At 60.5% G+C, this 23,751-nt stretch carries 17 protein-coding genes, 2 tRNA genes and 1 pseudogene; 12 read left to right on the forward strand and 8 right to left on the reverse strand.

Annotated features, from left to right (window positions below):
- Positions 1–57: 57 nt before the first annotated feature.
- Positions 58–327, reverse strand: a complete 270-nt coding sequence (locus R0V12_RS06250) for a TetR family transcriptional regulator (protein ID WP_070363371.1) — start codon at positions 325–327, stop codon at positions 58–60.
- Complete coding sequence (locus tag R0V12_RS06255) at positions 320–535, reverse strand: CopG family transcriptional regulator (protein WP_070363370.1); 216 nt, start codon at positions 533–535, stop codon at positions 320–322. The genes R0V12_RS06250 and R0V12_RS06255 overlap by 8 nt, the downstream gene beginning before the upstream one ends.
- A 96-nt stretch (positions 536–631) precedes the next feature.
- On the opposite strand from R0V12_RS06255, the gene gyrA reads away from it, so the two are divergent.
- The 8 genes from gyrA to R0V12_RS06295 all read left to right on the forward strand — a co-directional run bounded on the left by gyrA (position 632) and on the right by R0V12_RS06295 (position 13,423).
- Positions 632–3,196: a DNA gyrase subunit A gene (gyrA, locus tag R0V12_RS06260; RefSeq protein ID WP_256008405.1), complete on the forward strand. Its 2,565-nt coding sequence runs from the start codon at positions 632–634 to the stop codon at positions 3,194–3,196.
- A gap of 3 nt (positions 3,197–3,199) precedes the next feature.
- Entirely contained in the window at positions 3,200–3,544 is a 345-nt protein-coding gene (locus R0V12_RS06265; RefSeq protein WP_256008404.1) for a DUF3566 domain-containing protein, read from the forward strand.
- Positions 3,545–3,642: 98 nt separating this feature from the next.
- A tRNA-Ile gene (locus tag R0V12_RS06270) sits at positions 3,643–3,716 on the forward strand.
- 11 nt (positions 3,717–3,727) lie between these two features.
- Positions 3,728–3,800, forward strand: a tRNA-Ala gene (locus R0V12_RS06275).
- 377 nt (positions 3,801–4,177) lie between these two features.
- Entirely contained in the window at positions 4,178–5,629 is a 1,452-nt protein-coding gene (locus R0V12_RS06280) for a hypothetical protein (RefSeq protein WP_320072328.1), read from the forward strand.
- On the forward strand, positions 5,511–6,161 hold the full coding sequence (locus R0V12_RS06285) for a hypothetical protein (RefSeq protein WP_320072329.1): 651 nt from the start codon (positions 5,511–5,513) through the stop codon (positions 6,159–6,161). The genes R0V12_RS06280 and R0V12_RS06285 overlap by 119 nt, the downstream gene beginning before the upstream one ends.
- A gap of 88 nt (positions 6,162–6,249) precedes the next feature.
- Positions 6,250–8,568, forward strand: a complete 2,319-nt coding sequence (locus R0V12_RS06290) for a hypothetical protein (protein ID WP_320072330.1) — start codon at positions 6,250–6,252, stop codon at positions 8,566–8,568.
- A gap of 355 nt (positions 8,569–8,923) precedes the next feature.
- Complete coding sequence (locus tag R0V12_RS06295; protein WP_320072331.1) at positions 8,924–13,423, forward strand: hypothetical protein; 4,500 nt, start codon at positions 8,924–8,926, stop codon at positions 13,421–13,423.
- A gap of 100 nt (positions 13,424–13,523) precedes the next feature.
- Here the strand turns inward: R0V12_RS06295 and R0V12_RS06300 are convergent, their stop codons facing one another.
- The 3 genes from R0V12_RS06300 to R0V12_RS06310 all read right to left on the reverse strand — a co-directional run bounded on the left by R0V12_RS06300 (position 13,524) and on the right by R0V12_RS06310 (position 17,233).
- Positions 13,524–13,943 (reverse strand): hypothetical protein, encoded by a 420-nt coding sequence (locus tag R0V12_RS06300; RefSeq protein ID WP_070363365.1) that lies wholly within the window; start codon positions 13,941–13,943, stop codon positions 13,524–13,526.
- A gap of 588 nt (positions 13,944–14,531) precedes the next feature.
- A complete protein-coding gene (locus R0V12_RS06305; protein WP_070363364.1) occupies positions 14,532–16,625 on the reverse strand; it encodes a YhgE/Pip family protein in 2,094 nt (697 codons plus the stop codon).
- Entirely contained in the window at positions 16,622–17,233 is a 612-nt protein-coding gene (locus R0V12_RS06310) for an ATP-binding cassette domain-containing protein (protein WP_070363363.1), read from the reverse strand. Before R0V12_RS06310 ends, R0V12_RS06305 begins: the two co-directional genes overlap by 4 nt.
- Before the next feature lie 88 nt (positions 17,234–17,321).
- Between R0V12_RS06310 and R0V12_RS06315 the strand changes: the two genes are divergently transcribed.
- Positions 17,322–17,888 (forward strand): TetR/AcrR family transcriptional regulator, encoded by a 567-nt coding sequence (locus R0V12_RS06315; RefSeq protein WP_071573199.1) that lies wholly within the window; start codon positions 17,322–17,324, stop codon positions 17,886–17,888.
- Positions 17,889–17,891: 3 nt separating this feature from the next.
- On the opposite strand, the gene R0V12_RS06320 is transcribed toward R0V12_RS06315, so the two are convergent.
- Positions 17,892–18,464 (reverse strand): hypothetical protein, encoded by a 573-nt coding sequence (locus tag R0V12_RS06320; RefSeq protein ID WP_320072332.1) that lies wholly within the window; start codon positions 18,462–18,464, stop codon positions 17,892–17,894.
- Positions 18,465–18,703: 239 nt separating this feature from the next.
- Between R0V12_RS06320 and R0V12_RS06325 the strand changes: the two genes are divergently transcribed.
- The 3 genes and pseudogenes from R0V12_RS06325 to R0V12_RS06335 all read left to right on the forward strand — a co-directional run bounded on the left by R0V12_RS06325 (position 18,704) and on the right by R0V12_RS06335 (position 22,456).
- On the forward strand, positions 18,704–19,648 hold the full coding sequence (locus R0V12_RS06325) for a methylenetetrahydrofolate reductase (protein ID WP_369822223.1): 945 nt from the start codon (positions 18,704–18,706) through the stop codon (positions 19,646–19,648).
- A pseudogene (gene metE, locus R0V12_RS06330) lies at positions 19,645–21,893 on the forward strand (5-methyltetrahydropteroyltriglutamate--homocysteine S-methyltransferase). The gene R0V12_RS06325 and the pseudogene metE overlap by 4 nt, the downstream one beginning before the upstream one ends.
- Before the next feature lie 41 nt (positions 21,894–21,934).
- Positions 21,935–22,456 (forward strand): peptidylprolyl isomerase, encoded by a 522-nt coding sequence (locus R0V12_RS06335; protein WP_070363359.1) that lies wholly within the window; start codon positions 21,935–21,937, stop codon positions 22,454–22,456.
- A gap of 541 nt (positions 22,457–22,997) precedes the next feature.
- On the opposite strand, the gene R0V12_RS06340 is transcribed toward R0V12_RS06335, so the two are convergent.
- Positions 22,998–23,180 carry a hypothetical protein gene (locus R0V12_RS06340; protein ID WP_070363358.1) on the reverse strand — a complete coding sequence of 61 codons (183 nt, stop codon included), beginning with the start codon at positions 23,178–23,180 and terminating at the stop codon, positions 22,998–23,000.
- Positions 23,173–23,718, reverse strand: a complete 546-nt coding sequence (locus R0V12_RS06345; protein WP_320072333.1) for a hypothetical protein — start codon at positions 23,716–23,718, stop codon at positions 23,173–23,175. The genes R0V12_RS06340 and R0V12_RS06345 overlap by 8 nt, the downstream gene beginning before the upstream one ends.
- Positions 23,719–23,751: the final 33 nt, after the last annotated feature.

Consider the following 23,751-nt stretch of genomic DNA (forward strand, 5'->3'; position numbering starts at 1 on the left):
CCAAGTGTTCTCTAATGGTCCGTGTAAATAGTTGCCAGTGTAGGAGAAAGTACGCGATTACGCTTCCTCGACCCACCGCAAATAGGTGGTGCCGGCGACGTCAGCGAAGGCGTCGTTGGCTCCGGTCAGGGGGCACAGGGCCCGGATCGTGTCGGCGAGGCCGCGGGCGGCGGCGTGTGCGGTGTCGTAGACGGGCACGCCGTGGAGGTGGGCGCCGGGGACGGCAGCGCAGGCGCATAGTGCGGCGAAGGAGCGTATTCGCACCTTATATATATGCGCGCATTCGTCGGCGATGGCCAGCAGCTGCTCACTGCTTAAGCTACGCATCGCGGGCCTGCCGGATGCGGCGTTCGGTGTGGGCGTATTCCTGCAGGGTGGTGCGGGCGAGGTTGGTAATGGTGGCGTCGTCAAGAAGGCGGGAGGCGGCGGTGACGATGGCGCGGCGGGCGGCCTCTTGCTTGGAGCAGCCCCAGGCGGAGGCGAGCATGATGAGGGCTGTGTCTTCGTCTGTGGAGAGTCGTAGCGTCATAGCCATGTCGTGATGGTATCAGAGTGATACCACGGCGCAGGGGTGATTCGGTGCACAAGGCGCTAGAATCGGTAGGAACCAATGTTTGACGAAAGGTGAGCAATGAGTGATGACACTCTAGGTGGCGGCGGTTCCGACGCCATCCAGCCCATTGACATCAATGAGGAGATGCAGACGAGCTACATCGATTACGCGATGAGCGTGATCGTCGGCCGTGCGCTCCCGGATGTTCGCGATGGCATGAAGCCGGTGCACCGCCGCATCATTTACGCGATGTACGACCACGGCTACCGCCCCGAGCGTTCGTACGTGAAGAGTGCCAAGCCTGTCGCTGACACGATGGGTAACTTCCACCCGCACGGTGACAGCGCCATTTACGACACGCTGGTGCGCATGGCTCAGCCTTGGGCGATGCGCTACCCGCTGGTCGACGGCCAGGGTAACTTCGGTTCCCCGGGTAACGACGGCCCCGCGGCCATGCGTTACACCGAGTGCAAGATGACGCCGCTGGCGATGGAGATGGTCCGCGACATCCGCGAGGACGCCGTGGAGTTCTCCCCGAACTACGACGGCAAGACCCGCGAGCCGGACGTGCTGCCGTCGCGTGTGCCGAACCTGCTGATGAACGGCTCGAACGGTATTGCCGTCGGTATGGCCACCAACATTCCGCCGCACAACTTGAACGAGTTGGCGGAGGCCATCTACTGGATGCTCGACAACTATGACGCGGATGAGCAGGCGGCGCTCGATGCGGTAATGGAGCGAGTGAAGGGCCCGGACTTTCCGACGGCCGGCCTCATCGTCGGCGATCAGGGCATCAAGGACGCCTACACCACAGGCCGCGGTTCCATCCGCATGCGCGGTGTGACCGAGATCGAGGAGATCGGCAACCGTCAGGTCATCACGATTACGGAGCTGCCGTACCAGGTCAACCCGGATAACTTCATCCACAACATTGCGGAGCAGGTTACCGCGGGCAAGATGGTGGGCATCTCCAAGATTGAGGATGAGTCCTCCGACCGCGTCGGCATGCGGATCGTGGTCACGCTGAAGCGCGACGCGGTTCCTCGAGTGGTGCTCAATAACCTGTACAAGCACTCGCAGCTGGAGACGAACTTCTCCGCGAACATGCTCTCCATCGTCGACGGCGTGCCGCGCACGTTGCGCCTCGACCAGATGCTGCGCTACTACGTCAAGCACCAGATCGACGTCATCGTTCGCCGCACCAAGTTCCGCCTGGATGAGGCAGAGAAGCGCGCCCACATCCTGCGCGGCCTGGTCAAGGCGCTCGATGCGTTGGACGAGGTCATCGCCCTGATCCGTCGCTCGCCGACCGTTGACGACGCCCGCCAGGGCCTGATCAAGCTTCTCGACGTCGACGAGATCCAGGCCAACGAAATCCTGGCAATGCAGCTGCGCCGCCTGGCAGCGCTGGAGCGCCAGAAGATCATCGACGATTTGGCCGAGATCGAGCGCAAGATCGCCGATTACAAGGACATCTTGGCCCGCCCGGAGCGCCAGCGGGAGATCGTTGGCAACGAGTTGCGTGAGATCGTCGAAAAGTATGGCGACGAGCGCCGCACCAAGATCGTGGCCGCAACCGGCGATGTGACCGAGGAAGACCTCATCGCGCGCGAGAACGTCGTGGTCACCATCACCTCTACCGGCTACGCGAAGCGCACGAAGGTGGATGCGTACAAGTCGCAGAAGCGCGGCGGCAAGGGTGTCCGCGGGGCGGAACTGAAGCAGGACGACGTGGTAAAGCACTTCTTCATCTGCTCCACCCACGACTGGATCCTGTTCTTCACCAACTTCGGCCGCGTGTACCGCCTCAAGGCTTACGAGCTGCCGGAGGCAGGCCGCACCGCTCGCGGCCAGCACGTGGCGAACCTGCTGGAGTTCCAGCCGGAGGAGCGCATCGCGCAGGTCATCCAGATCCAGTCCTACGAGGACGCCCCGTACCTGGTCCTGGCCACCCGCGACGGCCGCGTGAAGAAGTCCCGCCTGACCGACTACGAGTCGGCGCGTTCCGCGGGCCTCATCGCGATCAACCTCAACGAGGGCGACGCCCTGATCGGCGCCGCACTGGCCGGCGAGGAAGACGACCTGCTGCTCGTCTCTGAGCAAGGCCAGGCCATCCGCTTCACCGCCGACGACGACCAGCTGCGCCCAATGGGCCGCGCGACCGCCGGCGTGAAGGGCATGCGCTTCCGCGGCGACGACAAGCTGCTCGCGATGACCGTGGTCCAGGACGGCGAGTTCCTGCTCGTCGCTACCGCTGGCGGCTACGGCAAGCGCACCGCGATCGAGGAGTACAACACCCAGGGCCGCGGCGGCATGGGCGTCATGACCTTCAAGTACACCCCGAAGCGCGGCAAGCTGATCGGCGCCCTGGCGGTCGATGAGGAAGACCAGATCTTCGCCATCACCTCCGCCGGCGGCGTGATCCGCACCGAGGTCAACCAGATCCGTCCGTCCTCCCGCGCCACGATGGGCGTCCGCTTGGTCGACCTCGCGGATGACGTTGAGCTGCTGGCCATCGACAAGAACGTCGAGGAGCAGGGCGAAGAGGAGGCAACCGCGGTTGCCAAGGGCGAGAAGACGATTGAGGAAGCCAAGGAGCAGACCTCCTCGTCCACCTCCGCCTCGCCGAAGGATGGGGAGTAAACCATGGCCGCCCGCAAGATAGTGGTGCGGCGCGTGGGTGTCGCCTCCGTGTTTAAGGTGGCGACGATCCTCGCCCTCGTCGGCTTCGTCGCGTGGATGCTGGGCGCGGCCATCGTCTACTACGGCCTCGCGCAGACAGGGGTCATCGACTCCTTGAACTCGCTGGTCAGTGGCGTCGGCGGCGACCAAGTTATCGACGCCACCCTGGTCATGTCCGCGGCCGGCCTTTTCGGGCTCATCGGCGTGGTGTTCATCGCCGTGATGGCTCCGCTGACGGCGTTGCTCTACAACTCGATCGCGGACCTGGTCGGCGGCGTCACCCTGGTGATGTCCAACAGGGCCCGATAGCCGTGAGATACCTACCGCTATAGCCACTATAAAAACACCGCTTGTACTGGCGATTTGTCAAAGGTTATAGTGGTAGGTAATCTTACTTCTCGTTCCCAGGGCCTATAGCTCAGTCGGTTAGAGCGCATCGCTGATAACGATGAGGTCGCAAGTTCGATTCTTGCTAGGCCCACAGGAACAAAAGGGGCATTAGCTCAGTTGGTAGAGCACCTGCTTTGCAAGCAGGATGTCAGGAGTTCGATTCTCCTATGCTCCACAGGTTCACCCTGGTCTCCGGTTCGGAGGCCAGGGTTTTTTCGTACGGTTCTTCATGCGTTGACATGTGTCCCCCCTGTTTGGTGGCAGTGGTGTTTTGAGTGTGATAGATCACGTTCTTGTTGCATACTTTGACAGGTTTTGTGAAGCTGCTGGTCAGGGGGTTTTTGAGGGTTGTGGGGTGTGGTTTTGTGGGTTGTGGTGGTGTTTTTGTGGTGGTGGGGGCGTAGTGGACTACTTTCAGGGAGATTTTTGTGATTGAATAAATGTCTGTCAGTTTGTGGATCCGTGTTCAGATGGTCTTCAGGCTGCTTCGAATATCTCCTACGATTTTTAAGGATTGAGCCGTTGCAAAACGCACATCTTAAGAAGCGAATCATGGCCGGCCTGATTTCAGGCGCAATGATTGCAGGTGGCGCTGTCGTCGTCGCCCCGGACGCAAGCGCAGACGATCGCATTACGGGTACGTACTCCGCACTGCCGAGCGATAAGTACGATGAGGCGCTGCGCTTTAACACTGAGCAGATCAAGATGCTCACGAATCAGAATGATTACCAGGCCATGCTGAAGACCTGGATGCAGGTCACCCCGATGGGCCCGGGCTGGTGCATTGACCTTGAGAAGCCGCAGCCAAACCTGCAGACCCAGGGCTACGAGCTGCGCAAGCTGGACGGCATGTCCGGCCTGTACGGCTTCAACGGCTTTAACGGCGACCTTGGTATTAACGCTGACATCGAGACGGCAGCGATCTCGCTGACGAAGTCGATGCTGGTCTCCTGGTACAACCGCAACTTCGAGGACGTGAAGAAGAAGAACGTCGCGCTGCAGGCACTGCTGTCGAACAACAAGAGCGTTCTGGACGGCCAGCGTTCCTACATCATGAACGGCCAGACTCAGAATGGCGTTCGCGTGACTAACCAGGAGTTCACCCAGTGGACCGGTTTCCGCGTCAGCGCTGTCTTCGGCGGTACCCAGGAGTTCCAGCCGAACTTCGCACTGATCAAGGATGAGGCTGCATTCAGCCGCGTCTCCAGCACCGTCCGTGCTGGCGAGTACGTCACCATCCTGCTGCCGAAGGATTACAACATCTACCAGGATGGCCGCGAGGCAACTTTCCAGCGCCTGATCCCACCGACCCAGCCGGGTCTTGACGGCTTCTACCCACGCCCAGGCGGCGGCAACGGCGGCGGAACTGTGACCACCACCGTGACGGTTCCTGGTGAAGCTGGTGTTACATCCACCGTGACCGAGACTGGTCGCCCGACCATCACGCACACCGTGCCTGTTCGCCCAGAGGCCGCTGTGACTACTGTTACCGAGCGTCCGACGGTCACCGTGACCAACGAGCGGCAGGAAGTTCACTACAAGACGGTTGAGGTCGCTCCGGAAACGGAGACCGTGACGCATGAGGTAGTGAAGCCTGCTGTTACCGTCACTGAGTTCGAGCAGGGCGGACCAACGTCCACCGCCACTGAGACCGTCACGGAAGATCCACGCGTCATTGTCGTGGAGAAGCGCGATCCAGTAACTGTCACTGAGACTGCAACGGTGAAGCCGACGATCACTGAGACCGACAAGGTCCAGCCGAAGGTCACGGTTACTGAGCCTGTCTACGTCACTACGACCGAGACTGGTGCACCGAAGACCGAGACGAAGACGGTCACCGCTGCGCCGAAGACCGAGACGAAGGTCGTTGACACGACCGTCACCCGTGTTTCCGAGAAGCACGAGACCACCACGATTCGAGCGTCGTTATTCCCAGTTCAACTACTTCTACGACTTCTCCAACACGAGCGAGTCGAAGGTCATCGAGCCAAAGAAGCTGGGTAACTGGACCATCGAGTTTGTCGACGACTCCAACGGCCTCGTCGAGGTCACCAAGGAAAACAACCGCCTCGTTATCACCCCGAAGAAGCAGGGTGAGGGCGACGTCCGCATCATCATCAAGGACGGTGACGGCAACCGCCACGAGTACCGCATCCACGTGGTGAACAAGGATTCCGAGAAGACCACCGAGAAGACTGTTCGCGTGGACAACCACTTCTTCAACGTCGGGGTTACTGGCCTTGACCAGTCCATTACGATCCCAGAGGGCTGGAAGTACGAAGTCACCGAGGGCAAGGAAAAGGTCACCACCACCCAGGATGGCAACACCCTGAACGTGAACGTCAAGGCTGGCGTCATCACAGGCCGGGTGAAGGTCAAGGTCTTCGAGGTTGACAAGGACGGCAAGCCAACCGGTAACGAGCAGAACTACGAGTTCAACATCGATACCAAGCCGAACAAGTACAACCAATCCCGCAAGATCGGTAACATCTCCTCGTACAAGATTCGAGGTAGACAACATCGTCGGCGAGCCTGAGATTCTCAAGGGCAAGGACATTGTTGAGTCCCTGGAGAAGAAGGGTGACCACTGGGTACTGACCCCGAAGGCTGGCCAGACCGGCACCGTGATTGTCCGCGCCAAGAACGACAAGGGCGAAACCTTCATGTTCACCCTCGACGTACGTGAAGGCCGCAACGTTCTCGTTGATTCCGAGACGGAAATCATTGCCGTCGGCGGATCTGTGAAGGTCAAGGGTCAGGACGGCGACAAGATCGAGATCGCCCGCGGTAAGGATCTCGTCGACCCAGCTCAGCTTGAGGGCACCGGCGAGTGGACCCTGAAGCCGATCAAGGATGGACTGATCGTTGCGCATGTCAAGGATGCAGAGGGCAACCTGGTCGCGGTCTACACGATCATCGTGACGCCACAAGAGGCGAAGCCTGCGACACAGAAAGTCGACGACTACACGATTACGAACCGCAACACGGCGATCCTGACGAAGGGCCTGAGCTCTAACGAGTTCGTATTCCCAGAGGGTGAAGATAACTTCAGCTGGGTTCAGGATCAGGACAATCCTGAAAAGTTCTACCTGATGCCGAACCCTGACTTCGAGGGTGATATCAAGGTCGTCGAGCAGTCCAAGGGCGGCCATGCGCTGATCGAGTACACGATCCACGTCAAGCCTGCTAAGGTTCACGAGTTCGACGCCGTCACGGTTCCAGACAACTCGGAGCAGCCTGCGCCTGTGCTGTCCCAGCCTGACAAACAGAAGCTCGTCGTGGTGTCTGGTAAGGACCTGATCGACGGCGACGTCAACGAAGCTGGCGGCGGCAAGATCAAGATCAAGGAAGGCGTTTCCGGAAAGATCGTCCTCGAGGTCCAGAACTCCCGTGGCCTGCCGGTTTCCCGCTACACCTACAATGTTGAGCTGACGAAGCCGAACAAGTCCGAGTTCAAGATCACCTCGGATGACAAGTTCACCACCGAGCTCAACCCTGGTGACAAGCTCACCGTCGTCGAAGGCGAGAACCTCGTTGAAGTGACCCAGAACGGTGACGAGTGGACTGTCACGCCGAAGGATGGCGCTGAGGGCACGGTCGTCCTCGACGTCACCGACAAGGACGGCAAGGTCTACAAGCAGTTCATCTTGGATATCACCAAGGGAACCGGTAGCGGCTCCGACTCCTCCAACAACTCCGTTGTTGAGCACAAGATCACGGAGCAGGGCACCTTCGACGTCACCATTGTCAACAACAACAAGTACGAGGTTGTTGAGGGCAAGGAATACGTCACCGTCGTCAACGACACCGACAAGCGCTTCGAGCTCCGCATCAACGAGAACACCGAGGGCAAGAAGGTTGTTGTCGTTGAGAAGAACAACGGCAAGGTTGTGAAGACGCACAACATCACCATCACCAAGAGCGGTGGTGTGCTGAAGTTCGTCGAGGAGCGTCGTGTCTACCAGCCGAAGCTGACCGACAAGATCACCACGGGCGAAGGCAACACCTTCCGCGTCCTTCGTGGTAAGGACCTCATCGAGGAGATCCCGACGCACCCAGGCAGCTTCAACGTGAAGCCTTTGCCACAGAAGTCTGGTCGCGTCCTCATCGAGGAAGTTGACGGTGCTGGCAACCCGGTTCGCATCATTGAGATCGACGTCCCGGCTACGTCCGAGGGCAACATCATCGGCAAGCCAGGCAACCACGATGTCAGCCCGAACCCAGATGGTTCCTGGAAGATTGTCGTTCCTGGCGGTGGCGCGACCGACATTGAGATTTGCTCTGGTTCGAACTGCAAGCCGGTGGATCCGGACATGGTTGTTCCGAACCCGGACGGGTCCATCACGATCAAGCCTGGTAAGGGCGGCATCGAGAAGGGCACGACCCACATCACGTTCATCCCTCAGGTGAACGGTCAGCCGCAGAAGCGAGTTCGAATCAATGTCGAGCTCACGAGTAAGGATGTGGCTACTTCTTCCGACGGCAAGTGCATCGCATCCCTCGTGGGCATCGCTTCGCCGCTGCTGCTCCTGATCCCGCTGGGTATCCTGTCCCAGGTTCGCGTTCCGGGCCTTGAAGGCGTCCAGGGCAAGCTGAACGCCGCTGTCCGCGAGGCAAACGACCGCATCCAGCGTGGCCTGGGCATCTACGACCCCGACCGCGCAGAGCGCGCTGCGGGCCTCCAGGCCTCATTCAACGTAGCCAACCCAGAGATGGTCGGCCTCGCAGCCGGTGCTCTCGGAACGATTACTGTGGGTCTGCTCATCGCGGACGCTGTGCTCCGCTCCTGTGGCCAGGGCGACAAGACCTCGTCCTACCAGATTGGTAAGGCAACGGGTAACGACACCCTCATTTACGGTTCTTCGAAGAAGAACGACGTAATCAGGACCGCAACCCCGGTCCCTACTACTGAGGCAAATGCTCCGGCGCAGCCTGAGAAGTAATTTCGCCTAGCAGAAGGCCCCTTCCACTTTCGGAAGGGGCCTTTTGGCGTTCATCGAGGTGAGCACGATGACACGTGTCCCCCCTGTTTGGTGGCAGTGGTGTTTTGAGTGTGATAGATCACGTTCTTGTTGCATACTTTGACAGGTTTTGTGAAGCTGCTGGTCAGGGGGTTTTTGAGGGTTGTGGGGTGTGGTTTTGTGGGTTGTGGTGGTGTTTTTGTGGTGGTGGGGGCGTAGTGGACTACTTTCAGGGAGATTTTTGTGATTGAATAAATGTCTGTCAGTTTGTGGATCCGTGTTCAGATGGTCTTCAGGCTGCTTCGAATATCTCCTACGATTTTTAAGGATTGAGCCGTTGCAAAACGCACATCTTAAGAAGCGAATCATGGCCGGCCTGATTACAGGCGTCATGGCCGTTAGCACCGTGCACGTTGCTGCGCCGAACGCAAGCGCAGACATTGCTGTTACAAGCCAGTACGATCAGCTCTCCCAGGAGGAGCTGCAGAAGGTCTTTGAAGGCCAGCAGATCTGGAAAGAGAAGATCCCGAAGGGCCAGAACGCTCTCGGTCTGCTGGCTACCCAGTACGGCCCGGGCTGGTGCATCGACTGGGGCGTCGATAACCCGTGGAACAACCCGAAGGGTTACTCCTTCCGTAAGCTGACCGGCCAGTCCGGCCGCTACGGCGTTGGTAACCGCATCAACCCGGATGTTGAGAAGGGCGCCATCAACCTGATGAAGGCCGTTCTCGAGGACCAGGAGAAAGGCGACATCGAGGGCGTTAAGCGCAAGATGATGTACATGCAGGCGTTGGTTTCCAACAACCTTGCATACCTCAACGAGGTTCGCCCGAACCTGATGGGTGACGCGATGTTCACCGAGCTGACCGGTTTCGAGATTCGCTACAAGCGTGTTGATAGGGCAAACCCGGGGCCGAACTACTACCTCGTCGTTAACGAGGGAGCGATGGAAAAGGTTCGCAAGAGCTACAACAAAGGCGAATACATCGTTGTCTTGATGCCAAACAACTACAACCTGAATTTCAGCTGGAGGCGTGAATACACTTCCCAGCGTCTGATCACGCCGTACCAGCCAGGTCTGGAGAAGCCGAAGCAGCCAAAGCCGCAGGAGCCTCACTACACGAACACGACAGTGACGCTGCCGAAGAGCACGGTTACCACCGTCGTGACAGTCCCAGAGGCGACCGAGACCCGCTGGGAGCAAATCCCGCCGACCACGAAGGTAACGACTGTAACGAAGCCGGCGGAGACGAAGACCACTACGGTTACTCACGAGCCGTCGACGGTGACGACGACCAAGCGTGAAAACGGCAAGGACGTCACGGTCACGAAGACCATCACGCCGGAGCCGTCGATCGTTGAGACGGTTGTTCCAGGCTCGACAGTCACCAACACGACGACCGTTACTGAGCGCCCAGTCGTGACCACGGTCAAGGAGCACGTCACCCCGACGACGGAGACCCACTACACGACCGTCCCAACGACGGTTGAGGTCACCCCGACTGACGTCACCGAGACGAAGACCGAGCAGTCCACGGTCACGACGACTTCCACGAACGTCAACGTTCAGGAGATCATCAAGGAGTACTACACCCGGATCGAGAAGGAAGTCTACGAGATCCACAACACGATCGACATCCGTCACAAGGACGAGAAGAAGATCCTTGACATGGGCGATCTGAAGAAGCAGGGCTACTCCTGGCGCATCACGAAGGGCGAGGACCTCGTGATCGTGGATCGCGATAAGGACAACAACCTGATCATCAAGCCGAAGGATGACTTCAAGGGATCCGGTGTTGTTGAGATCGTCGTTACCGATGAGAACGGCAACGAGTACATCTACGAGCTGCAGATCAACGATCGCACTGGTGAGGTCGAGCACCTCAACAAGATCGTGAACAACTACTTCTACAACATCAACCAGGGTGGCTCTGATCGCACCAAGATCATCACGCTGGACAAGGGTGACAAGGTAGAGGTTCTCGAGGGTGGCGACATCGCGACCGTGAAGGACGATGGTGCTGGCAAGCTCGTCATCACCCCGAAGGACAAGGATGTTCACGGTGAGGTGATCGTCAAGATCACGTCGAAGAACGGTGAAGAGAAGCAGAACATTATCACCATTGAGAACATCAACTCCACCTACAAGGTGACCCGCGAGATCCTCAACACCTCCGTGGGCTTCGTTGAGCGTCGTGGTGGTACCAAGTTCGAGATCACCTCCGACGAGAACAAGGTCATCAAGGAGATCGTCGAGGACGGCGACAACTGGAAGATCGTTCCGAACGAAGGCGCTGAAGGCGAAGCAACCGTCACCTTCACCGACAAGGACGGCCGCACCTACGAATTCACGTTCATCGTCAAGAAGGACGTGAATGCTGGCCCGGACATCCGTGACGTTCTCATCAACCACGATGGCAAGGTCGAGATCGAGCGCCGCGACAACTACACCATCAAGATTGTCAGCGGTGAAGACTACGCGAAGATCATTGAAGAGAATGGCAAGTGGGTCGTGAAGCCGACCGACGCAGCTGCCAATAACCTTCAGGGCAGCCAGGTCGTCGTTCAGGTGAACGACGACAAGGGTGAGCTGCGCAACATCTGGAACATTCAGATTAACCCTGCTCTCAACCAGGACACCTTCGAAAAGCGCGTGCTGCAGCGTGAGGCGGTTGATCGTTCCTACATGACGATTAACGCTGGCAACGCCACGAACAACAACCTCACCATCACTGAGGGTGAGGACTTGGTCGTCAAGGATGAGAAGAATACGAAGACCAACGACAACGGTGACACTACCGATTTGCGCTTCCGCTTCAAGCCGGGCACGAAGGGCCAGGTCAAGATCCAGGAGACCATGCGTTGGCTCGACGTAGAGGATATTCCTGAGGGTTCCACCATCGCTGACGAGAGCCTGCTCGACCCGAACAATGATAACCCGAAGAAGCCGAAGATCATTGTTGATAAGGCTCCGAAGAACAAGGACGGCAAGCGGTACGTTGACCTTGTCATCACCGAGTGGGTTGTTGATGTCGAGCCGGGTCACGTCCAGGAGCTGAACCACGAGTTCACCACTGACAACGACCTGACGATTCAGGGCACCGACCTCAAGCTCATCAAGGGCGAGGAGCTGCTGAAGTCGAAGCCTGAAGAAGGTTCCATCATGAAGCTGGAGCCGAAGCGTGAGGCAGAAGGCACCGTTGTCGTCGAGAACCGCACGAACGACGGCTACGTCTTCGAGCGCTACACCATCAACTTCAAGCCTGGTCGTGACTTGAACAAGGTCATCAAGCGCGTGATCACGACGGATAGCACCGCGAAGTTGGCCCGCTACGAGAACGATAAGGTCTTCAAGGTCCTCGAGGGTACCCTGGCAGATGGTAAGGACATCACCAGCGAGTTCAAGAAGTACTTCAAGTACTCCGAGGAGACGAACGAGTTCCAGCTCGTGCCGCTCGAGGCAGCAATCGGCAAGGTCTTCACCTTCCAGATCGCTGACGACCGTGGCGTGTACGCGAACTACGAGTTCACCGTCGGCACTGGCGAGAACAAGAGCAACCGCACCTTCGAGATCCCAGAATCGTCTGAGTTCCGCGTGCTGCAGATCAACCCGAACACCATGGTGTGGGTTAGTGGTTCCGAGAACTTCACGACTAACGTTCAGGACAGCGGTTCTGTCGACGGCAAGAGCAACAAGATCTCTGAGTGGGTTGCAAAGCCTGTGAAGGATTCGGCTGGCAAGTCGGGCATCGTGCAGGAGGTTGACCCAGACGGCAACGTTGTCAACCGTTACACGCTGAACATCACGGCGCCGAAGGTCCGTAAGTTCGATGAGGTTCAGAAGGGCGCTCTTGTTGGTGAGACGCAGACCATCGAGAAGAAGGACAAGGACAACACCTTGGCCATCGTCAAGGGCCGCGATCTTCTCACTGACATCAGCGCTGATAACTCCGTCTTCACTCCGACGGACAAGGCTGCAAACCAGTCTGTGGTTGTTGAGGAGTACAACGCCAACGGTGACCTGGTGACTCGATACACCATCTCCGTCCTGCCAAAGGGCTGGTCCACCTCCGAGGGTGCAAACATTGCCGACCCGAACAAGCTCTTCATCATTAAGAAGAACGAGAAGACCGGCGTCATCACCATCCAGCTCAACCCTGACTCTGGCGTGAAGCTTGACCTGAGCAAGGTCGACTTCGACATTGTCGGCGGTAAGGCGACGAAGGAGTTCAAGGACGGCAAGTGGATCATCACCCCGGAGAAGAATGGCAACCTCACCATCGTGCCGATCTTCCCGAACTCTGCTCAGGGTGCTCCAGTCGATGTTGAGGTAAATATCACCGTTACGAAGGAAACCAAGGGTTCCTCGAACGCGAACTTCAAGGACCCGAAGTGCATCGCTGGTCTGGTCGGCATGGCGTCGCCACTGCTGCTGTTGATCCCGCTGGGCATCCTCTCCCAGGTCCGCATTCCGGGCCTCGAGAGCCTGCGCGCAGAGGTCAACGCAGCCATCAAGCGCGCTAACGATGACATCCAGCGTGGCCTGGGTATCTACGACCGCGACCGCGCAGAGCGCGCAGCCGGCCTGCAGGGTGCGTTCCAGGTAGCGAACCCACAGATGATCGGCCTCGCAGGTGGCGCCCTCGGTGCCATCACCGCCGGCCTGATCATCATGGACGTTGTCCTGCGTAGCTGTGGTGTGGACGAAGCAACGTCCTCCTACCAGCTGGGCAAGGCAACCGGCAACCAGACCCTGATTGACGGTTCCTCCAAGAAGGACGATCAGGGCACCGAGGAAGCAAAGCCTGCCGAGGACAAGCCAGCGGAGAACAACTAACGTTGACTCCGTCTCAGGCTGAGGTCAGGGCATAACAAAACCCGGCCCGCACACCACACGGTGCGCGGGCCGGGTTTTCTCTTGCAGTAAAGGGAATCGGCTACTTCCGCTTCTTCGGCAACGCCATCAGCGCCGCACCCATCGAAACCAGCCACGAATCCTTCGCCAGGGAAAGGCCATCGTGGGAAGGACGGATGCCGTCGTCCTCGGTCATGGCGTCGTTGTTGAAGTACATCGTCAACATGCCAGCGCCAAACGAGCCAAGGGCCGCACCGGCGAGACGGTTGCTCACAAAGGGGGCGAGCAGCGCGCCGGCCACCGCTGCCTCAGAGACAGCGAGACCCTTGCCGAACTGCTCCGGATCCAACTTGCCAAGCGCAGGGATGCCCGTGGCAGCCATGCCTTGGAGGCCCTCGGCGGCCTCGCGGTTGAGGCCGAACTTGCCCAGGGCAGAGTTCAAAATGAAAAGCCCCGTCGGGACGCGCAGGGCAACGGATGCAAGCTTTGCGGATGTAGACATAGTGTGCTCCTTCGTTATTGGTAGATCGCAATGCGTGTTGACGCATCAACAATGTTGCGAGTCTACCAGTCGTAGAAGTCACCTGCAGAAGGGGGAGCGCACCAAATTCGTGATTTTCCGAAGGTCGCACACGTGTTTTCCCAGGTCACTAAACGCACCTAGGGCCAGTGAGGGAATTTGGTGCGCAGGCCAAGCATCACGACACCACATTCCCGAATCTCGAAAAGGCGACGCGACGTTTCCCCAGGTCGTCAACTCCACGAGGAGGAATTTGGTGCACTCCCCCTCACCTCAGTGCCAAAGCACGCAACTCTCTCTTCACGAGCTGGGTTTTTACCCCTTCCCCCAACAAGAATTGCGTCTTTTGGCACTGGCATCTCCCGATGGGACACCACATTCCCTCCCCGACCCCCATCGACCTGGGCTTTTCCAAACCCGGCTGCCAAAATCCAGGAATTTGGTGCGCGCATCCCCTGCCCAGACACCAAATTCCCGAATCTCGAAAATGCGCCACAGCGTTTCCCCAGCTCACCGAACCCCCAAATAGGAATGTGGTGCCAGGGACCGGCCCCCAGCAACCACAAACCCTTACAGCGACAGCTCTGGGTGGATGTCCTTGTCGTTGAGGATGCGGCGCTTCCACATGCCCCACGCGCTGATCAACCACGCGGCCACTGCGAGCAGTGTGAGGACCACGATGGCGCGCAGCAGGCGCGGGTCTTCGGCGTGGTTGCCGAAGAAGGCGACGCGGATCATATCCACGGTAAAGCGCATCGGGTCCCAGGCGTGGACCCACTGGATGAACCCTGGCTGCACTTCGGGCGGGTAGAGGCCGTTGGAGGCCACCAGCTGGAGGGACATGAGCGCCATGGTAACCAGTCTGCCGGTGGCGGGGCCGAAGACCATGTTGATGGCCAGGATGAGGGACATGAACACCCAGGAGCCGAACCACAGCACGCCGAACAGGCCGAGTGGGTGCTTCGGCTCGACGCCGATCGCGACGACCTGCACGAGCCACAGCAGCACGGCCTGCACGAAGCCGACGATCAGGGACGGCAGCAGGGTGTGGGCGACCATGCGGAAGGGGTTGGTGCCGGAGTCGATGACGCGGCGTGAGAACGGCGCAAGGATCATGTAGAGCACCAGGCCGCCGATCCACAGGGAGAGGGACAGGAAGAAGGGGGAGAGGCCCTTGCCGAAGAAGGTGAGTTCGTCGCCGGTGTTGTTGTGTACGACGGGGTTACCGGCGGCCTCGGTGGCTTTCTCGAGGCGGTCGCCTTCCCAGGTTGGGGCTTTGTCGGCGCCTTCGTTGAGTTTGAGGCTGAGTTCGCCGGTGCCGTCGCTGAGGGTGACCAGGCCGTCGTTCAGGTCGTTGAGGCCGACGACGAGCTGGTTGGAGCCACCCGCGAGTTTGGAGGTGCCTTCGGCTGCGGAGTTCGCTCCCACGACGAGGCGGGAGGAGCCGTCCTTCAGCTTGCCGACGCCCACCACGAGCGTGCCGGAGCCGTCCTGCAGCATCCGCAGGCCCTGCGCCAGCGTCTGCGCACCGGCGGCGGCTTGGTCCATGCCGGAGCGGTACTTGGCGGTGGGGTCGTTGAGCTGGGTGGACAGTTCGTGGGCGCCGTTGCGCAGCCTGGTCAGGTCGTTGATCATCTGCGGGTTCATGGCGACGAACTGGTCGGCATTGAGCTGAGCTTTCAGGCCGCGGGCCTGATTGGCCAGGTCGGAGGCGCCGGGAACTGGGGTGGCGTCGAGCTGACGGATGGCCTGGTCCAGGGTGGCGTTGATGCTGTTGAAGGTGTTCTGGGCCACGTTGAGCTGGTCCGTGATGGAGGTCAGCTTGCCTACACCGCCGGCGATGGCGGCTGCTCCGGCGCCGAGCTGGGCGGTGCCGTCTTGGAGGGCGGTGAGGCCGTTGGCAAGCTTGTTGGCGCCTTGGGAGGCTTCGCCGAGCTTCTCGTTGAGCGTGTTGGCGCCCTGCTGGAGTTCGCCGATGCCGGAGTCGAGTTGCTGCGCGCCGTCGGCGAGCTTCTTGATGCCGTTGTCGAGCTCCCCGACGCCGCCGTTGAGCTTGCCGGCGCCGTCCTTCAGTTTGCCGCTGCCGTCCTTGGCTTTGTGCGCGCCGTCATCGAGTTTGCCCGCGCCGTCGGCGGCCTGCACCATGCCGTCGTGGATGGTGTTGAAGCCGACGAAGAGCTGGTTGACCACCTCTTTACTCACGCTCTCCGAGATGACGGAGCTCATGATCATGGTGACCTGGTTGCCCAGCATGGTGGGGATGAACCCGTTGGTCTCATTAAGGGAGATGTTGAGTTTCGCCTGGTGGGGGTTGTCGGAGTTGACGGATTCGGCGGCTTCGGAGAAGTCGCTGGGGATCTCCACGCCAAGGTAATAGGTGCCGTCGGCGACGCCCTTTTGGGCTTCCTCCGCGCTGACCAGGCGGAAGTCCATGGGTTGCTCGTCCATGAGTTCTTCCACCACGGTAAGGCCGTGCTCACCCTCGTCCGAGTTGACCAGGGCGACGGGCATCTTGTGCAGGTTGCCCAGCGGGTCGTAGTAGGACCAGACGAACAGTCCGCCGAAGAGCAGCGGGATGAGCGTGATGGCGATGATGGCGAGCGGCGGCAGTTTGCCGTGACCGAACTTTCGGAAGTTGCTGCCGATGTGCAGCCCTGCGATCATAGGTCCTCCTTGTTCACGCTGTTGACCAGCACAGGTTTGAGTTTTGCGACGTCGCGCAGGTTGTCGATGAATTCTTTGCGCAGCTCAAAGTTACGCAGCTGGTCTGGGTCGTCGACGATGATGAGCGGCGCGTCTGGTCGCGCGATGAGCGCGAGCAGTACACGCAACCGCATCCGGTCGACGATGCTGAGGTCGCCGATGCCGAGCTTGAGTTTGTCCTCGTCCAGGTCGAATTGGAGGGGTTCCAGCCAGGGTTCGACAAGTTCGTGGCCGAGCAGGTCACGCGGGATGAGGCGGAAGAACGGCAGCTCCCAGGAGATTTGCTCCCGGATGATTTCCTTGGTGGGCACGGAGCGCTCGACGGAGTCGATGAGCGAGATGCCCGCCAGGGCGATCTCGGGGAAGCGTTGGCGGGCGGTGGTGGGCTCGTCGAAAAGCTCGATGGTGCCGCTGTGTGGTTCGTAGCGGCCGGCGAGCGCCATACTCAGTGTGGACGCGCCGGACTCGCGAGGCGATGTGACCAGCGTGAACCCTTCGCCAACCTCGAGGTTGACCGGGTTGTTCCCTGGGCGCACGACGACGTCGACGGCTCGTAGGATGCAGTCCATTGAACACCTACTTTGGTTGATTTTCGTTGCAGAATGGTGCTAAGCGTAGGATTGACTATCAGTTAATGTCAAGCGGAAAGGAAGCACCATGCGAGCCGATGCGAGACAGAAGCGCGAACAGCTGATCCGGGCGGCGGTGGAGAACTTCCGCACCCGCCCGAACTCGGAGGTCACGCTTGGCGAGATCGCGGAGCACGCTGGGGTGGGCATCGCCACGCTGTACAGGCACTTTCCGACGCGCGCCGACCTGCGCCAGGCGTGCGCCCTCGAGTTCATTGACGTGCTCGACGCGAAGCTGGGGGACACGCTGGCCAAGTTTGACAGCGCCCCGGAGGAGCAGTGGCGCGCTTTCATTTGGGCGTGCGCCGACTCGGGTATCGGCATGCTGGTGGCGGCCCCGGCGGACGAGCCGCCGCACGCCCTGGAGCCCACGGTGCGGCAGCGCCGCGACGAGTTCTTCGCGCACGCCCAAGAGCTGCTGGACCTCGCCGCCGCTCACGGCCTGGTGGACCCAGCGCTGACTCCCTCCGAGATCGCCGCCGAGCTCATCGTGGTGACCCGCCCCATGAGTGCGAATCTGCGCAACCTTTTCCCAGACGTGAAGACCCGCCTGGTCAACCACCTGTTGCTGGCGTGGCGGGTGGACGCCAGCTAGCAGCTACTTCGTAGCGCGGCGCTGGTCCTCGTCGAGGGCGTCGAGGGTGCTGAACTGGTCGTCGGCGGAATCGGTGGAATACACCAGCGTGGCCGTGCCTTCAGACGTGCCCTCAGTCGCGTCTTCCCGCAGCGCGTGCTTCGGCTCGTGGTTGCGCTCCTCGAGCTTTTCGCGCAGGTAGAACTCCCACAGCGCCCAGCCGCCGACCGCGAGCGCGCAAGCACCGAGGGAGGCGAACAGGACCTTCGAGCCGGTCCCACGCTTGCGCGCTTCCTTCTTCAGCGCGATCTGGCGGGCCTTGCGGTCAGGGGCGGTCGCGGCGTGGAGGGCGCGGCGGGCGTCGATACGCGCGTGGCTGGCGCGGGTGACTTTGCCGGCCTGCTGGCGCGCGGCGTCGTAGATCCCCTCGAGCTGTGGCACGTCGGCGAGGTCGTGGAGGTCGTCGATGTTGTCGTCCTTGATGGCTTCGGTGAGTGCTTCGTAGACGTCACGCTGCTGCTTGCTGTTGAGTTCGCGGAAGTAGTTCCAGGCGCCGCTGATGCCGCGCAGTGCGAGTCGTGCAGTGGTGAGGTTCATGTGTGCTCCTTCGTTGTGTTCTTTCCCAACCACCCTAGCGGGCTGCACCGACATGTGCCCCCACAGTCCGCACAAAGTAGACCAAGCGGTTCAGTTTTGGGAAATATTATTCACATTTCGCAGGTCGCTGACCTGTGGCAATACATCGCGATACGCAAAAGTAGTTGTGCACCCTTGCGGCCAGTCTTAAATTTCATTGCACCCCATCAACAGGAAGCAACAGAAGGCAGGTGAGTCAGGTGCGGCAGGCAACGTTGGAAACGCGGATCTCGGCGTCGGCACCGTTGGACGGCATCGAGGAGGAGCTCGCACCACGCCCGCAGCGGGCACGCACGGCACTCAGCTTCGAGGTGATCCCACCGCGTCACAGCGCCGACTCCGCCAAGCTCGACGCCCTCATCCAAGGGCTCGCCGCCTACCAGCCCGACTACGTGTCGGTCACCAGCTCGCACCGCAGCGACTGGCTGGAAGGCACTGCCCGCCTCATCGAGCGCATCGCGCAGACCACGAGCATGCGCCCCATCGCGCACCTCGCCTGCACCGCCGGCACGCCCGACGAGCTGCGGCAGTGGATCACCCAGCTTATCGACGCCGGCGTCCGCGGATTCCTCGCCCTTCGCGGCGACATCCCGGCCGGACTCGACCGCCTGCCGGACACACACCTGCAGCACGCAACGGACCTGCTCAACCTGATCCAGGACGTTGCCGACGCCCAGGCCTACCGCCTCGCGGCGGGCAAGCTCGCGCTGTCGGTGGCCTGCTACCCGCGGGGACACGCGGAGAGCACCAGCGACGACCAAGACCTGGACGTGTTGCTGGCGAAGCAGCGCCTCGGTGCCGACTTCGCCATCACGCAGCTGTTCTTCGACGCGCAGGACTATCTCAGCTTCGCGGAGCGTGCCCGGCTCGCCGGGGTGCGCATCCCGCTGATCCCCGGCATCATGCCGATGACCAGCGTGAACCGGGTGCGCAGGATGGGCGAGTTGTCCGGTGTGGCACCCCCGGTGGACGTCATCAAGCAGCTTGAAGCGGCGCGGACACCGGAGGAAGAGCACCAGATTGGCATGCGACTCACCGTTGAGTTAGCGCGCACGATTCTGCAGGCTGGCGCCGGTGGCCTGCATGTTTACACACATAACGACTTAGCAGTAACACGTGAACTATTGAAAGGACTCAACCTGTGAGCACCGTAGCATTCCCCACCACGACCATCGAGGGCTACCCGAGGATCGGCGCGCAACGCGAACTGAAGCGCGCCCTGGAGTCCTACTGGTCCGGGCAGATCGACGCGGACACGTTCCGCTCCACGACGCGCGCCCTGCGCATCGATACGTACAACCACCTGCGTGACCTCGGTCTCTCCGAGCCCTACGCCATCCCGGCGGACGTCGCCCTCTACGACCACGTCCTGGAGACCGCGCTGACCGTCGGCCTCGTCGCCGGCGGCACCGACCTGAACGAGGAGTTCGCGCTCGCCCGCGGCACCGCCAACCGCGTGCCGCTGGAGATGACCAAGTGGTTCGACACCAACTACCACTACCTCGTGCCCGAGGTCGCCGCTGGTCAGGAGATCACGCCGGTGCCGGACCGCATCGTGCGCATCGTGGAGGAGGCCCGCGAGGCCGGCCATCAGGTGCGCCCGTACCTCGTCGGCCCAGTCACGCTGCTCGCGCTGTCGAAGCCGGTGGAGTGGTCCCTGCTCCCGGCCCTGGTCGACGCGTACGCTCAGGTCTTCGCGGCGCTGCACCAGGCCGGTGTGGAGTGGGTCCAGGTCGCCGAGCCGATCGTCGTCGCTGACGTTGACACCCCGGACACCGATATCGCGCGCTACCTGGGTGAGGCATGGTCGACGCTCCTCGGCGCCGACGCTCGCCCGAGCGTCTACCTGACCACCCCGTACGGCGCCGCCGACGCCGCCCTTCCCGTCCTCGGCGAACTCAAGCCCGAAGCCCTCCACGTCGACCTGTCCCCGTGGACCCTGCAGGCCACCCCTGACTACGTCGAGCAGGTCCGCACCCACGTCGCGCCCGAGACACACCTCGTCGCCGGACTTATCGACGGCCGCAACGTCTGGGCCGCCGACCTCGCCGAACGCACCGAAGTCCTCACCACCCTCGGCGCCACATCGGTGACCACGTCCACCTCGCTGCAGCACGTGCCGCACACCCTGAAGGCCGAGCGCAACCTGCCCGTGGACGTCGCCACCTGGCTTGCGTTCGCCGACGAGAAGATCGCCGAAGCCCTCGCCTTGAGCGCCGGGCCGCAGGCCGCGGAGGTCGCGTTCGCCGCATCCGCCCGTGTGGCGCGCACTCGCGCGGAGTCCCCGCTGCGCCACGACGAGGCCGTCGCCAAGCGTCTTGGCACTCTTCCTGCAGGTCAGGTGCAGCGTCAGCCGCTGTTCGCCGAGCGCCAGCAGGCTCAGCGCGACGCCCTGAACCTCCCCAGCTTGCCGACGACCACCATCGGCTCCTTCCCCCAAACCCCCGAGATCCGCCAAGCCCGCGCCGCACACCGCAACGGCACACTCAGCGACGCTCAATACAAGGAAGCGCTGCAGCAAGAAATCAAGCAGGTCATCGAACTGCAAGAAGAAATCGGCATCGACGTCCTCGTCCACGGCGAAGCCGAACGCAACGACATGGTCCAATACTTCGCCGAACTCCTCGACGGCTTCGTCGTCACCGAAAACGGCTGGGTCCAGTCCTACGGCTCCCGCTGCACCCGCCCACCAATCGTCTACGGCGACGTCTCCCGACCAGCCCCAATGACCGTCGAATGGGCCACCTACGCCCAATCCCTCTCCAACAAGCCGGTTAAGGGCATGCTCACCGGCCCAGTCACCATCCTGGCCTGGTCCTTCAAACGCGACGACGTCCCCCTGTCCGTCTCCGCCGACCAAATCGGCGCCGCCCTCGCCGACGAAGTCCGCGACCTCGAGGAAGCCGGCATCAGCATCATCCAAATCGACGAGCCCTGCGCGAACTCCTCCCACTCCGAGCCAAGGACCGCCCGTCCTACCTCGACTGGGCCGTCCGCTCCTTCCGACTCGTCTCCTTGAACGCCACTCCGACCACCCAGATCCACACCCACCTCTGCTACTCAGAGTTCGGCCAGATCATCGAAGCCGTCGCCGGCCTCGACGCCGACGTCACCTCTATCGAAGCCGCCCGCTCTCGCATGGAACTGCTCGCCGACATCGACGACACCTTCCACTCCGAAATCGGCCCCGGCGTGTGGGACATCCACTCACCGCGCGTCCCCTCCGTCGAGGAAATCGCCGAACTGCTCCAAGCAGCACTGCGTCACGTCCCAGCCGAACACCTCTGGGTCAACCCCGACTGCGGCCTGAAGACGCGCAAGTATGAGGAAGTGGTGCCGTCGCTACGCAACCTGGTTGCCGCACGCGACGCGGTGCTCGCCCAGCGCTAACACCGGACGAGGGGCGTGGAGGGTCGTGTACGCTGTACACCATGACTCAAAAGACGCAGACAATGACGTTCCATACCAACCACGGCGACATCAAAGTCGACCTGTTTGGTAACCACGCCCCACACACCGTTGACACCATCACCGGCCTGGCGAAGGGCACCCTCGACTACTCCACCAAGAACGCCTCCGGCACCACCGAAGGCCCCTTCTACGACGGCGCCATCTTCCACCGCATCATCCCCGACTTCATGATCCAGGGCGGCGACCCAACCGGCACCGGCACCGGCGGCCCAGGCTTCCAGTTCGCCGACGAGTTCCACCCAGAACTCCAGTTTGACCGCCCATACCTGCTGGCCATGGCCAACGCCGGCCCAGGCACGAACGGTTCCCAGTTCTTCATCACCGTCGCCGAGACGCCGTGGCTGAACAACCGCCACACCATCTTCGGCGAGGTCACCGATGAGGCTTCCCGCAAGGTCGTCGACGAGCTTGCCAACGTCCCGACCGGCCGCATGGACCGCCCCGTCGAGGACGTCGTGATCAACTCCGTCACCGTGGAGTAGCTTTAGTTTTTGGCTTAAGGCCCCGCCTTTTTGGTGGGGCCTTTGGCGTTCTTAGGTCTCGAGTGCCGTGAGTGCCAAAGGACGCACCCCTAAACATCCAGCCCATTGCTGACCAGGCACTATATTGGTGCTACTTTTCGAAATTGCGTCCTTTGGCACTGGCTCGGCTGGGCAGGCTGGGGCGCGCACCACATTCCCATCTTGCCGAATCGCGACCTGGGAAAACGCCGAGCGCCCCGCGAAAACCAGGAATTTGGTGCGCAGGGAAGAGGTGCCTGCACCACATTCCCTCGCTTTGAGTTGGCCAAGTTGTAAAAGCCTAGATTGGTGACGGCTAGTCAGCCAGCTGGAGTGAATGTGTTCGGGCAGAGCAAACAATTGTGTGCAAAAATATTTGCATTTATCCTGCAAGGAAACACTACTCATACTAGGAGAAGCCCCGTGAAACGTTTTAGAACCGCTGCTTGTGGCTGTGTTTGATGGTCGCATGGATCACACTCGGTCTTTTAACCTATGTGTGGAGCCCTCCGGGCAACACCATCTATATCGGATAAATGCCTAGAATCCGCTGCCATAAGGGCCGGTTCTGACGTGCTTCGAGTTTCTTGGCATACTCTTGCAAATCACGGCTAGCTTTCGCCTGTGTCATTGGCAACTGCTCGATCATTCGTTTATGGGACTCGGTCAGTGGATACTTCCGCTCTGCCATTGCCTGATTAGTCATCAGCAGACTCCTTCCTATCCCTGTTATGACCTAGTACGGATAATAGTAACAAAATCTCTAGGTCTGAAACCCAGTTCTTCGAAGTAGTACCCGGCGAAAAGGTTGAATTCGTCGGGTTAAATTTATTGTCGTATTCAAGAATTGCCCGAGTAAACCCGATATCTTCTGAAGACTTCAACCCTGACTCCAGCATTGGGGTCAAAAAATGCCAACCTGCATTTTGCTGAGCGGGATTTTCTGCAAGTGTCATATCGATTGCCCACTGAACACGTTCGTAGTACGCAGAGCGGTCATCAGCATTTGATTTCTGCGACAGTGACTTGGTGGCGATACCTAGCGTAAGTACGGCAGCTGCGGCAGCAGGTATCGCTCCTCGATATGAAAATATCGTCGCAAGCGATTCCTGCCAGGGCTTTTCCCAGAAGAGCACCAACCCCCAGTGCACCATGGCAAGGAATAACACGAAAGCAACGAGCAGAGCGGCAATGACTTGCGCGTTATTCCATTCGGCCCTGAAATTAATGTTCATTTTTCGCACGAGAATAAGGCTATCACTCAGATTCCTCCTGCT

This window comes from Corynebacterium sp. UMB2355A (genome assembly GCF_033877495.1).
GTDB lineage: Bacteria > Actinomycetota > Actinomycetes > Mycobacteriales > Mycobacteriaceae > Corynebacterium > Corynebacterium pseudogenitalium.

Bases quoted from the DNA above. Each gene is read 5' to 3' on its own strand.
- R0V12_RS06250 (WP_070363371.1), bottom strand. From the start codon at position 327: ATGCGTAGCTTAAGCAGTGAGCAGCTGCTGGCCATCGCCGACGAATGC.
- R0V12_RS06255 (WP_070363370.1), bottom strand. From the start codon at position 535: ATGGCTATGACGCTACGACTCTCCACAGACGAAGACACAGCCCTCATC.
- gyrA (WP_256008405.1), top strand. From the start codon at position 632: ATGAGTGATGACACTCTAGGTGGCGGCGGTTCCGACGCCATCCAGCCC.
- R0V12_RS06265 (WP_256008404.1), top strand. From the start codon at position 3,200: ATGGCCGCCCGCAAGATAGTGGTGCGGCGCGTGGGTGTCGCCTCCGTG.
- R0V12_RS06280 (WP_320072328.1), top strand. From the start codon at position 4,178: ATGGCCGGCCTGATTTCAGGCGCAATGATTGCAGGTGGCGCTGTCGTC.
- R0V12_RS06300 (WP_070363365.1), bottom strand. From the start codon at position 13,943: ATGTCTACATCCGCAAAGCTTGCATCCGTTGCCCTGCGCGTCCCGACG.
- R0V12_RS06305 (WP_070363364.1), bottom strand. From the start codon at position 16,625: ATGATCGCAGGGCTGCACATCGGCAGCAACTTCCGAAAGTTCGGTCAC.
- R0V12_RS06310 (WP_070363363.1), bottom strand. From the start codon at position 17,233: ATGGACTGCATCCTACGAGCCGTCGACGTCGTCGTGCGCCCAGGGAAC.
- R0V12_RS06315 (WP_071573199.1), top strand. From the start codon at position 17,322: ATGCGAGCCGATGCGAGACAGAAGCGCGAACAGCTGATCCGGGCGGCG.
- R0V12_RS06320 (WP_320072332.1), bottom strand. From the start codon at position 18,464: ATGAACCTCACCACTGCACGACTCGCACTGCGCGGCATCAGCGGCGCC.
- R0V12_RS06335 (WP_070363359.1), top strand. From the start codon at position 21,935: ATGACTCAAAAGACGCAGACAATGACGTTCCATACCAACCACGGCGAC.
- R0V12_RS06340 (WP_070363358.1), bottom strand. From the start codon at position 23,180: ATGACTAATCAGGCAATGGCAGAGCGGAAGTATCCACTGACCGAGTCC.